Consider the following 11,763-nt stretch of genomic DNA (forward strand, 5'->3'; position numbering starts at 1 on the left):
CGAAGGTATCCTTGGCGTCAGCCCGTAGATGTGTGCGATCGCCCAGACCCAGCTGCCCAGAGCCTCTCCGCTGGCCGGCAACGGCACCACCGGCAATTCCGGCATGGTGGTGAACAGCGGCCTGCCGGTCACGCCAAGACCGGCAGGCTGACGTAATCCTTGATCATCTCCGGGGTGATGCGTTCTTCCCCGGAACGGATGCAGCCCGTTGCAGCGCCGTTGCGGCCCACTGCTGCGCTCGTTGCGTTCACGGTGCGGCTGCGTTGTTACCCTGTTGCGACGCAACGAACGTTGGCCGTTCCATGTCCGCCAACCGCAGCCCCAAAACCCCGCCCGCCGCCCAGCTACGCCGTCACTTTCTCCACCACCGCTTGCACCATCCCATCCCGAAAATCCATGCGCGCGGCGCCTTCGGTGCCGCGTTCACGGGTCCAGGTCACGCCACCAGCCCAGCGCCAGCCACGCCACCTCGACCAGACGCCACGCTCCAGGCGCCTGGACACGCCACCACACAGAATCACAGCAACGCCAACACCTTCAGCCATCGCGCATCGGCCGCATCACGATGGCACAGCCTGCACTCAGAGGCGCCAGATGCAGCCAGCGAGGGCAACGCCTTGGTCGGCCTGGCATTTTCGCACCGCTCCGCTACCAAGGCGCACGCTCCAGCACGGCGCCAGATCGCGGTGGCCACAAGGCGCTCAAGGCTCCAGACAGCACGCCAGCAGACGGCACGCGCAGCACGGCCAACTCAAGGCACGGAAACAACGCGCAAGCGTCTGGACAGCACGGAGCAGGGCAGCGCGGCGGCAACTGGGCGGGCGCAGCGCGAGGCGGAACAGACACGGCTCACGGACAGCGCGTCAGCGAGCGCAAAGCGGCCGTTTCGGCAGCGCGCTCGCTATTCGGAGTTGTGCGGAAGCGGCAACGAGGCGGGAGGTGGCAGCCCACGGCATAGGTCAACACACCTGTGCATCAATCTGCACGGGCTTTCCGGGTAAATGTCTGCTCGTCACAAGCGTTTTCAATGACTTGCGCCTTTTCGCGACGGCTTGGCTGGCCGTCTCCACACGTCGTTTTTGGCAAGCTCACGTCCGCCTAGTCATTGCGACGGCGCTGGCATAGAGGAGAGCCTCCTGCACAGTCGCCAGCTCGCGTGCAAATCCTTGTAGCGAAAAGGAAAAAGGTGCTCGAAGGCTACGGAGCCAGCCGCATGTCATGAAAACCCATGCATATTGATGCACAGGTGTGTTGATCAAAAAATGGCACGCGAACCTCCGCCACACGCCGCTTCTTTAGCGCGCAAAGCCGCCCACCGGGGGCGCGCGCCTTCCTCCATCGATCACCACCACAAGGCGTCAAGCCTTGAGGCGTTGTCCTGCGTTGTGGCCTCGTGGTCCCGCCGTTGTCAATCCTGTTGTCCGCTCCGTGTCCCGTTGTCCTGCGTTGTCCGCCCGTAGCCCGCTCGTAGCCCCCCGTTGCGCCAACATGGTCCGTCGCGTTGTCCTGTTGTCCGCCCCGCCTCCCACCCCACGAACGGCACCGTCAACTCGTTGGCGCCGACCATGATGACCGGCGTAACGGGGATCACCTGTGTGTGGACGCAGCGTCCTCGACGATTGTCGGCGCGGTGCTGACCACCACCGAGGCTGGAGACGCTTCGCAGGTCGGCCCGTTGCTCGCGCAGACCCATGGCCCCATCACCACGGTGCTGGCGGACGGCGCCTATGACGGGGAGCCGATCTACCAAACCATCGCGCAGCACGATCCTGGAGCCGTGGTGATCATCCCACCGCGCGCCACCGCGGGCCCAGCAATCAGGCCGAGACCGCCCCGACGCCGTGCGACCACCACCTTCAGCGGATTGCTGCGAATGGTCGGATGAGCTGGCAGCGGGAGACTGGCTACGGACGCCGCTCCAAGGGCGAAACGGCGATGGCCCGCTACAAGGGCATCCTCGGTGACCGCTTGCACGCCCGGACTCTGCCTGCCCAGCAAGCCGAGGCCATGATCGGCGTCACCGCCCTGAACCGCATGCTCAAGACAGGACGCCCGGTCTCGGTTCGCAAGGCGTAACCAGCGGCAGAAAGGACGAACAGACCGGCCGCCCGCGTCCGTGCACCAACGCTTCGCGCCGCCGCTTCGGCGGGGCATCCGTGTCACCGTCCTTTGTGCGCCGCCGCCTCGAAATGCGCCGCGGCACTATCGATTGCGCCCGCCCTTCGCCGCACGGAGGTTGCGGGGCATCCGAAGGATTTAAGATCTAGTAAAGCGATAATCCGGAAGAAGTTCTCCGGTCGGCATGCATATCAATAGAACCGGCGCATTTTGCAAGGAGTAGGAGTTATTCCTTATTAGGCAGTTGCAGGACTATGCCCCGGAAATTCATGTCATAGGAAGTCGCACGCTTTGCCGTATACGCGGTCGGGGCGCTCGGGCATCCCAACGATCACAACAAAATTCACGGAGAGTTTCCTTTGAACGAAGTCATCATCGCGGACGCTGGGCTTGAGAATCTCGACGGGCTGCTCAGCCACCGCCGTCCCGACGTTCAGGTTACGCTCGTCTCCGCCACCGACGATGGCCACGCCGTCCTGGCCGCCGTCCTCGCCGCACGCCCGTCCGTCCTGCATCTGGTCGCCCATGGCGAGCCGGGACGGGTCCTGCTGGGCGCCCAGCCGCTGGACGCGCGCTCGCTGCTCGACCGCTTCTGGCCGGATGCGCGCGGCACCGAGATCCACATCCACGCCTGCCATGCCGGCGCGGGTGCCGAGGGCCGTCTCCTCCTCGACCGGCTGGCCGCCGCCACGGGCGCCGCGGTCGCGGCCTCCTCGGGGCCGGTCGGCCCGGCGGATCGGGGAGCCTCCTGGAAGCTCGACGTGCGCACCGCGCCCGTGTTTACCCCCTCCCCCTTCGCTGGGGTCGAGGGCGCCGGGGCGCGCGGCTGGGCCCATGAACTGGCCGTGACCGGCACGCCGACCGACGGCAACGACACGCTGACCAGCGATGACGCGGCGGACAACATCAGCGGCGGGGCCGGCAACGACATTCTGATCGGCAACGGCGGCAACGACACGCTGATCGGCGGCGTTGGCCACGACACCATGGACGGCGGCGCCGGGGCCGACGTGTTCGACGGCGGCGACGGTTTCGACGTCGTCACCTACGAGAACGCCACCTCCGGCATGATCATCGACATCGGCACCCCCGCGAACAGCACGGGCGATGCCGCGGGCGACAGCTTCACCGGCATCGAGCGCTGGATCGGCTCCAACTACAACGACACCATGGTGGCTGGAAGCGACCCCGTGTGGTTCTGGGGCCATGCGGGCGACGACGTGGAGATCGGCGGCGCTGGCAACGACACGATGGAGAGCGGCGACGGCAACGACACCGTCTATGGCGGGGCCGGTGACGACCAGATCTACAGCCGCGCCGACAACGACGTGCTCTACGGCGAGGCCGGCAACGATCTGATCTACGGCGGCTGGGGCAACGACATGCTCGACGGCGGCGCCGGCAACGACACGCTGTTCGGTGAAGGAGACGCCGACACCATCAACGGCGGTGACGGCGACGACAGCCTGGACGGCGGCCAGGGCAATGACCTGATGAATGGCGGCGCCGGCAACGACACGCTGATCGGCGGCATCGGCCACGACACCATGGAGGGCGGCGCCGGAGCCGACGTGTTCGACGGCGGCGACGGCTTCGACGAGGTGACCTACGCGAACGCCACCGCAGGCGTCGTGCTGGATCTGCGCAATCCGGCGAACAGCACCGGGGATGCCGCGGGCGACACCTTCACCAACATCGAGCGCTGGATCGGCAGCGAGTTCGACGACCGGCTGGTCGGCAACGACGACGGCGTCTGGTTCTGGGGTCATGGCGGCAACGATGTCGAGATCGGCGGCGCCGGCAACGACACGATGGAAAGCGGCATCGGCAACGACACGATCTACGGCGGCGGCGGCGACGACCGGGCCTTCGGGCGGGCCGACGATGACATGCTGTACGGCGAGGCCGGCAACGACCTGCTGGCCGGCGGCGGCGGCAACGACATGCTCGATGGCGGCACCGGCAACGACACGATGATCGGCGATTGGGGCGTCGACACGATGATCGGCGGCGACGGCGACGACGTGTTCTACAGCGGCGCGCACGATCCCCTGCCGGAGGCCGACATCATCCAGGGCGGCGCCGGCAACGACACCTTCATCATCGCCGCACAGAGCGACGCCGGCACCGTCTCCTACGACGGCGGCGAGGGCACCGACACGCTGCGCATCAGCTCCGACAACGTCGCCGATCCGGAAAACAAGATCACCACGGCGACGCCGCAGATCGACATCTCCGGCATGGCCCTGACCAGCGTGGAGAGGCTGGAACTGGTCGGCAGCGTCCGCCACACGGTGACGATGACCGCCGCCCAGGCCATCGGTTTCGCCAGCATCACCGGCGCCACCGGCGGCGATGTCTTTACCGTCACGGGCACGGCCATGACGGGCGCGGTCACCGCCGGCAACGGCAGCCAGCTCACCGCCGGGCAGGTGCAGGCCGAGACGGTGAACGGCGTCACCCTGCTGCACATCGGCACCGACGCGACGGCGGGCGCCGACGTGACTCTGCGCTTCGCCGGCGGCTTCGCGGCAGATCAGTTCCAGGTCAACGGCAGCGGGATCACCCTGAGCGGGACCCCCTCGACCCCGCCGACCACCGAACCGCCGACCACGACTCCTCCCACGACGGAGCCGCCGACCACCACCCCGCCGGTGGACAACCGTCCCTCGACCGCCATGCAGCGCATCGTGGACGGCGTGACCGAGGACGTGAAGGCCTACGCCTATGAAGGCCCGGTCACCACTCTGCAATGGACCTTCCTGGGCGACTCCCGCGGCGAGGTGCTGGGCGGGTCGGACGGCAACGACTTCCTGAACCTGCTGGGCGGCGACGACGCGGCCGCGGGTGGGGCCGGGGACGACGTGCTGGACGGCGGCTCGGGCTCCAACTGGCTGATCGGCGGCTCGGGCAAGGACACCTTCTTCGTCGATGGCCGCGGCACCGAGGTTACCTGGTCCACCGTCACCGACCTGGAGCAGGGCGAGTGGTCCACCCTTTGGGGCTACCAGGAAGGCGTCTCCACGCTGCGCTGGGAGGAGATGGATGGTGCCGAAGGCTACAAGGGCGCGACGGTCCATTGCGACATCGACGGCAACGGCACCGTCGACGCCAGCATGACCTTCGCCGGCAAGGCCGTGGGCGCCATGACCACCACCACCGGCACCATGGGCGACCAGAACTACATCGCCTTCATCAGCCTGTGATCCGGTCCGGTTTGTGATCTGAGACACCGAGCGGAAAAGCGGCCCGGGGAACCCTTCCCCGGGCCGTTTCTCGTTCGCCTTCGCCGCTTGAGGCAATCCGTTGGTGTGGCGTTTATCTTTTCCAAAGATCCTGAAGCCATCGCCATATTTTCCTGTATTCGTTCTTGATGGTTGGAATTCGTCCCGCTCTTCATAGGACAATGAGAGATCATAGGCCTGTTGAGTTTCCTGTTATCAAGTAAGATAATCCGATAACCACGTTCCATTGATGAGAACGTGTTATTTCTTCTTGGGCAATTGCGAAGATGCTCTCCGAAAGCGCATGTGATTGGGTGTCGCGCTTCCCCGTATCCGCGAACCTCCCGTAAACGCGAACGATGCGACCGGGCGCCCCAGCGATCACCACAGAATGCACGGAGAGTTTCCCTTGAACGAAGTCATCATCGCGGACGCTGGACTTGAGGATCTCGACGGGCTGCTCAGCCACCGCCGTCCCGACGTCCAGGTCATGCTCGTCTCCGCCGCCGAGGATGCCCACGCCGTTCTGGCCGCAGCGCTCGCCGCACGCCCGTCCGTCCTGCATCTGGTCGCCCATGGCGAGCCGGGACGGGTCCTGCTGGGCGCCCAGCCGCTGGACGCGCGCTCGCTGCTCGACCGCTCCTGGCCGGACGCGCGCGGCACCGAGATCCACATCCACGCCTGCCATGCCGGCGCGGGTGCCGAGGGCCGTCTCCTCCTCGACCGGCTGGCCGCCGCCACGGGCGCCGCGGTCGCGGCCTCCTCGGGGCTGGTCGGTCCGGCGGCGCAGGGCGCCTCCTGGACGCTCGACCTGCGCACCGCGCCGGTCGGCACCCCCTCCCCCTTCGCGGCGGTTGAGGGCTGGACCCATGTCCTGGCCGTGACCGGCACCACGACGGCGGGTCCCGACCTGCTGACCAGCGATGACGAGCCGGATGTGATCGAAGGCGGGGCCGGCAACGACACGCTGAACGGCGGCGGCGGCAACGACACGCTGATCGGTGGTGCGGGCGCCGACGTGCTGAACGGTGGGACCGGCTTCGACGAGGCGTCCTACGAGACCGCCACCTCGGGCATCGTGCTCGACCTGCTGACTCCGGGCAACAGCACGGGCGACGCCGCGGGCGACACCTTCATCGACATCGAGCGCTGGGTCGGCTCCAACTTCGACGACACCATGGTGGCCGGGAACGACCCCGTGTGGTTCTGGGCTCATGACGGCGCCGACCTGGTGACCGGCGGGGCCGGCAACGACACGCTGGAGAGCGGCAACGGCAACGACACCGTCCATGGCGGGGCCGGCAACGACCAGATCTTCGGGCGGGCCGACGACGACATGCTCCATGGCGACGACGGCGATGATCTGCTGGTCGGCGGCGGCGGCAAGGACAGCCTGATGGGCGGGGCCGGCAACGACACGCTGGTCGGCGACTGGGACGCCGACACGATGATCGGCGGCGATGGCGACGATGTCTTCTACAGCGGCGAACACGGCAACATGGACGAGGCCGACGTCATCCAGGGCGGCGCCGGCAACGACACCTTCATCATCGCCGCGCAGGGCGACGCCGGCACGGTGTCCTACGACGGCGGCGACGGCACCGACACGCTGCGCATCAGCTCCGACAACGTGACCGATCCGGAAGGCAAGATCACCACGGCGACGCCGCAGATCGACATCTCCGGCATGGCCCTGACCAGTGTCGAGAACCTGGATCTGACCGGCAGCGCCCGCCACACGGTGACGATGACCACCGCCCAGGCCAGCGGCTTCACCAGCGGGGTGACCGGGGCCATGGTGGGCGACGCCTTCACCATCACCGGCACGGCCATGACCGGGACGGCCACCGCCGGCAACGGCAGCCAGCTCGGCGCCGGGCAGGTGCAGGCAGAGACGGTGGACGGCGTCACCTTCCTGCGCATCGGCACCGACGGTACGGCGGGCGCCGACGTGACTCTGCGCTTCGTCGGCAGCTTCACCGCCGGACAGTTCCAGCTCAACGGCGACACCGTCACGCTGATCGACGCGCCGCCCACCACCGAACCGCCGACGACGGAGCCGCCCACCACCGAGCCTCCGACCACGACGCCTCCCACGACGGAGCCGCCGACCACCACCCCGCCGGTGGATGACCGTTCCTCGACCGCCATGCAGCGCATCGTGGACGGCGTGACCGAGGATGTGAAAGCCTACGCCTATGAAGGCCCGGTCTCCGACCTGCAATGGACTTTCCTGGGCGACTCCCGCGGCGAGGTGCTGGGCGGGTCGGACGGCAACGACTTCATCAACCTGCTGGGCGGCGACGACGCGGCCTGGGGTGGGGCCGGGGACGACGTGCTGGACGGCGGCTCGGGCTCCAACTGGCTGATCGGCGGCTCGGGCAAGGACACCTTCTTCGTCGATGGCCGCGGCACCGAGGTTACCTGGTCCACCGTCACCGACCTGGAGCAGGGCGAGTGGGCCACGATGTGGGGCTACCAGGAGGGCGTCTCGAAACTCTCCTGGGAGGAGATGGGCGGTGCCGAAGGCTACAAGGGCGCCACGGTCCATTGTGACATCGACGGCAACGGCACCGTCGACGCCAGCATGACCTTCACCGGCAAGGCCGTGGGCGCGATGACCGTCACCACCGGCACCATGGGCGACCAGAACTACGTCGCCTTCATCAATCTGTGAGCTGAATCAGTCCGAAACGCGCCGGTCCGGGGAAGCCCTTCCCCGAACCGGCCTTTTCCTGTTGATGCCGGCTGTTGATGCAACGGGGGTGACTGTCAACCTTGACCGATTCGGGCGTCCATCGTATCGGTTGAACACGGCAAGCGCATTCGCTGTGGAGGTTGACGTTGCGTGGCGAAGACATGAGGCTCCTGCGTGAGGAGCGCAAACTCTCACAGCCGGATTTCGCGGCTTGGCTGAACGAACGGCTGGAGCGGCGCTACGACCGGTCCAAGATCTCCCGCTGGGAGAGCAACAGCGAGAAGATCCCCGACGCGGTGGTCCGCTTCCTGCTGAAGGAGACGGCGGTGGTGGACGGCAAGCATGGCCCGGCGCTGGTCATCTGCCTCGCCAACCAGAAGGGGGGGGTCGGCAAGACCACCTGCACGGTCAACACCGCCAGCATCCTGGCGCGCGAGGGCTACCGCGTGCTCATCATCGACGCCGACCCGCAGGCGAACGCCACGGCGCATCTCGGAATCGACCTGATCGAGTACGAGGAGGGCCGGCGCAAGTCGCTTGCCCACGTGCTGCGGGAGGAGGTCGCCGTCGAGGACATCGTGGTTCCGGTCGGCGACATCGGTCTGGAGATCGCCCCATCGAGCATCGAACTGGCGTCGGTCGAGGTGGAGCTGACCGCCGACCCCAGCGGCCCGATGGCTTTGCGCGAGCGGCTGCAGGACGCGCGGGCGGCCTACGATTTCATCTTCATCGACTGCCCCCCGAACCTCGGCCAGTGCACGGCGAACGGGCTGGTGGCGTCGGACGTCATCGTCATCCCCTGCCAGACCGAATATCTGTCCTCCATCGGCGTAAACCATCTGCTGAAGACGATCAACAAGCTGAAGCGGCGCTGCCACCCCAGCCTTGCCGTCCTGGGCATCCTGCCGACCATGCACAACGCCCGCCTGAATCAGCATCAGGTGACTCTGGAGCAGCTCCACAGCGCGCTGGGCGGTACGCTGCGCATCTTCCCGCCGGTGCCGCGGGCGACCATCTACGGCGATGCGGCGCTTGCCGGGCGCGCCGCGCTGGAGGCGGTGCCGGACGCGCCGGGGGCCTCGTCCTATCGGGCGCTCGCCGACGCCATCGTCGTGGAGCGGCGCAAGCGTGTGGAGGTGGCCAATGTCGCGTAAGCTCGGAACCGGGAACCTCGCCCGGCTGAACGCCATGAGCCGCGGCGCGCTCGCCGTCTTCGCGGAGCCGGAGCAGGGCGTCCGGCTCGTCTACCCCGACGTGGACTGGATCGAGGCCAACCCCGACCAGCCGCGCCGCCGCTTCGACGAGGCGGAGCTGGTCGCCCTGACGGACTCCATCCGCAAATACGGCCTGCAACAGCCGATCGGCGTGCGGGAGCTGGGGCCGAGCCGCTTCCAGCTCGTCTTCGGGGAGCGGCGCCTGCGGGCGGTCCGCGCGCTCGGCCAGCAGACGGTTCCCTGCATTCTGGTCCCGGACGGCATCGACACCGCCGAGGTGGCGGTGGTGGAGAACGTCCTGCGCGCCGATCTGACGCCCTTCGAAGAGGCCGACGCCTTCGTGGCGCTCGTGGAGAAGCATGGCTATTCCCACGCCGATCTCGGCCAGATCATGGGGCGCGATAAGGCGGAGATCACCCGGACCCTTGGGCTGACCCGGGTCGCCCCGGCGGTAAGGGAACGCTACGAGGGGGCCGAGAAGAAGATCGCCCGCTACAAGCTCTACCAGATCGCCGCGCTCGACGACGCGGAGGCGCAGATGCGCCTGCTCGACCGCTTGGCCGACGACCAGCCCCAGCCTGCCCCGCGCACGCCCGGCGTTGCCGCAACGGGAACGCGGGACGAGCCGGAGGCGGTGCTGAGCGCCTTCAGCCTGCGCGTCTCCCGCAACATCCTGCGCACGCGGGAGGCCCTGAACGCTTTCCAGGAGAAGCCGAAGCGGCTGGAGGATGTGGACCGCGAGGTCCTGCGCGACCTGCGCCGTTCCATCGACGCCATTCTGGACGGTGAGGAAAACTGACCGGAGCCGGTGAGAATTCTCACCGATCCTTCTCCTCACGCGAAGCGGTGAGAATTCTCACCGGCATTGTCGGAACCCAGGCAAAGAAAAAGGCCCTTCCCCGCATCCGCAGGGAAGGGCCTTTTCGATTTCGGCCGATCAGTGGGCGCTGCCGCCGTCCTCGAAGGACGGGGCCTGGAGGCCGGAAGCTTCCAACTGCGCCACGACCATGCCCTTCAGCCGCTCCAGCCCTTCGGGCGTGCCGGACTCCGCGCGGGCCACCAGCACGTCCTGGGTGTTGGAGGCGCGCAGCAACCACCAGCCGTCCGCCGTCTTGACGCGCACGCCGTCGATGTCGTTGACGTCGGCACCCTCGGCCTTCAGGCGGGCCTTGACCTCCTGGACGACCTGGAACTTGCGCTCCTCGCTCACCTGGAAGCGGGTTTCCGGGGTGTTCACCACGTCCGGCAGGCGGTCGCGCAGCTCCGACAGCGGCTGATTCAGCTTGCTGACCAGACCGATCAGCCGCACCCCGCAGTACAGCGCGTCATCGAAGCCGTACCACTTGTCGGCGAAGAAGATGTGGCCCGACATCTCGCCGGCCAGCGGAGAGCCAGTTTCGGCCATCTTCGCCTTCAGCAGCGAATGGCCGGTCTTCCACATCAACGGGGTGCCGCCGAGCCGGGCGATCTCGTCGAACAGCGTCTGGCTAGCCTTCACGTCGGCGATGATCGTGGCGCCGGGGTGGTTCTTCAGCACGTCGGCGGCGTAGATCGCCACGAGCTGGTCGCCCCATACCACGCGGCCCAGATGGTCGATGGCGCCGATACGGTCGCCGTCGCCGTCGAAGCCGATGCCGATGTCGCAGCCATGCTCCGCCACCGCTGCCTTCAGGTCGACGAGGTTCTTCTCGACCGTCGGGTCCGGATGGTGGTTGGGGAAGTTGCCGTCGATTTCGTCGAACAGCAGGATGTGCTTGCCCGGCAGCTTCGCGGTCAGGCGGCGTAGGATCTCGCCGGAAGCGCCGTTGCCGGCGTCCCAGGCGATGGTCAGGTCGCGGGTACCGTCATAGTCCCGCATCATGCGGTCCACATAGGCGTCCTTAACGTCGATCTGCTCCGACGAGCCCTCGCCGGACACATAGTCGGCCTTCGACGCGATGATGCCGAGGTCGAGGATCTGCTGGCCATAGACCGGACCCTTGCCCAGCATCATCTTGATGCCGTTGTAGTCCGGCGGGTTGTGGGAGCCGGTGATCATGATGCCGGCCGCCGCCGCGCGGTCGCGGGTGGCGAAATACAGCATCGGGGTGGGGCCCAGCCCGATGCGCAGCACATGCAGGCCGCAGGCGGCCAGACCGTCCACCATGGCGGCTTCCAGCTCCGGCGAAGAGAGCCGGCCGTCGTAGCCGACGCAGACGGTCTTCCCGCCGCCGCGCGCGACCACGGTGCCGAAAGCCCGTCCGACCGCGCGGGCGTCCGCCGCGGTCAGGGTGCTGCCGACGATGCCGCGGATGTCGTATTCGCGCAGCACGGTCGGGTGGAAAGTGTGGGCTTCGCTCATGGTCTCGACTGACCTCCTTGTCCCGGATCGCTTCAGACGTTCTGGGACGGCGCTGCGGGCCGTCCGATGGAGGAGTAGGCGAAGCCGGCGGCGGCCATCTCCTTGGGATTGTAGACGTTGCGCAGGTCGACCATGACCGGACTCTTCAGCAGGCTCCTGACCCGCTTC

8 protein-coding genes are annotated in these 11,763 nt (G+C 67.4%); 7 read left to right on the plus strand and 1 reads right to left on the minus strand.

The window, feature by feature from the left end; genetic code table 11:
* Positions 1 to 28 precede the first annotated feature (28 nt).
* The 7 genes from JJL56_RS33805 to JJL56_RS30370 all read left to right on the plus strand — a co-directional run bounded on the left by JJL56_RS33805 (position 29) and on the right by JJL56_RS30370 (position 10,053).
* Complete coding sequence (locus JJL56_RS33805) at positions 29 to 151, plus strand: hypothetical protein (RefSeq protein WP_282188964.1); 123 nt, start codon at positions 29 to 31, stop codon at positions 149 to 151.
* Positions 152 to 1,597: 1,446 nt separating this feature from the next.
* A complete protein-coding gene (locus JJL56_RS30345) occupies positions 1,598 to 1,885 on the plus strand; it encodes a transposase (RefSeq protein ID WP_200487565.1) in 288 nt (95 codons plus the stop codon).
* Positions 1,882 to 2,076, plus strand: a complete 195-nt coding sequence (locus JJL56_RS30350; protein ID WP_200487566.1) for a hypothetical protein — start codon at positions 1,882 to 1,884, stop codon at positions 2,074 to 2,076. Before JJL56_RS30345 ends, JJL56_RS30350 begins: the two co-directional genes overlap by 4 nt.
* A 401-nt stretch (positions 2,077 to 2,477) precedes the next feature.
* Positions 2,478 to 5,324, plus strand: a complete 2,847-nt coding sequence (locus tag JJL56_RS30355) for a DUF4347 domain-containing protein (RefSeq protein WP_200487567.1) — start codon at positions 2,478 to 2,480, stop codon at positions 5,322 to 5,324.
* 427 nt (positions 5,325 to 5,751) lie between these two features.
* Positions 5,752 to 8,019, plus strand: coding sequence for a DUF4347 domain-containing protein (locus tag JJL56_RS30360; protein ID WP_200487568.1), 2,268 nt, complete (start codon positions 5,752 to 5,754; stop codon positions 8,017 to 8,019).
* Between the two features lie 182 nt (positions 8,020 to 8,201).
* Positions 8,202 to 9,194, plus strand: a complete 993-nt coding sequence (locus JJL56_RS30365) for an AAA family ATPase (RefSeq protein ID WP_145629477.1) — start codon at positions 8,202 to 8,204, stop codon at positions 9,192 to 9,194.
* Positions 9,184 to 10,053, plus strand: coding sequence for a ParB/RepB/Spo0J family partition protein (locus JJL56_RS30370; protein ID WP_200487569.1), 870 nt, complete (start codon positions 9,184 to 9,186; stop codon positions 10,051 to 10,053). Before JJL56_RS30365 ends, JJL56_RS30370 begins: the two co-directional genes overlap by 11 nt.
* Before the next feature lie 138 nt (positions 10,054 to 10,191).
* On the opposite strand, the gene pgmG is transcribed toward JJL56_RS30370, so the two are convergent.
* Positions 10,192 to 11,595 carry a phosphoglucomutase/phosphomannomutase PgmG gene (gene pgmG / locus JJL56_RS30375; RefSeq protein WP_200487570.1) on the minus strand — a complete coding sequence of 468 codons (1,404 nt, stop codon included), beginning with the start codon at positions 11,593 to 11,595 and terminating at the stop codon, positions 10,192 to 10,194.
* Positions 11,596 to 11,763 lie beyond the last annotated feature (168 nt).

The sequence above is a fragment of the Azospirillum aestuarii genome, assembly GCF_016632405.1.
In the GTDB taxonomy this organism is placed as follows: domain Bacteria; phylum Pseudomonadota; class Alphaproteobacteria; order Azospirillales; family Azospirillaceae; genus Azospirillum; species Azospirillum aestuarii.

What these genes read in the sequence shown, in the direction of transcription:
- pgmG (WP_200487570.1), bottom strand. Translation starts at nt 11,595, where the DNA reads ATGAGCGAAGCCCACACTTTCCACCCGACCGTGCTGCGCGAATACGAC.
- JJL56_RS33805 (WP_282188964.1), top strand. Translation starts at nt 29, where the DNA reads ATGTGTGCGATCGCCCAGACCCAGCTGCCCAGAGCCTCTCCGCTGGCC.
- JJL56_RS30370 (WP_200487569.1), top strand. Translation starts at nt 9,184, where the DNA reads ATGTCGCGTAAGCTCGGAACCGGGAACCTCGCCCGGCTGAACGCCATG.
- JJL56_RS30365 (WP_145629477.1), top strand. Translation starts at nt 8,202, where the DNA reads ATGAGGCTCCTGCGTGAGGAGCGCAAACTCTCACAGCCGGATTTCGCG.
- JJL56_RS30350 (WP_200487566.1), top strand. Translation starts at nt 1,882, where the DNA reads ATGAGCTGGCAGCGGGAGACTGGCTACGGACGCCGCTCCAAGGGCGAA.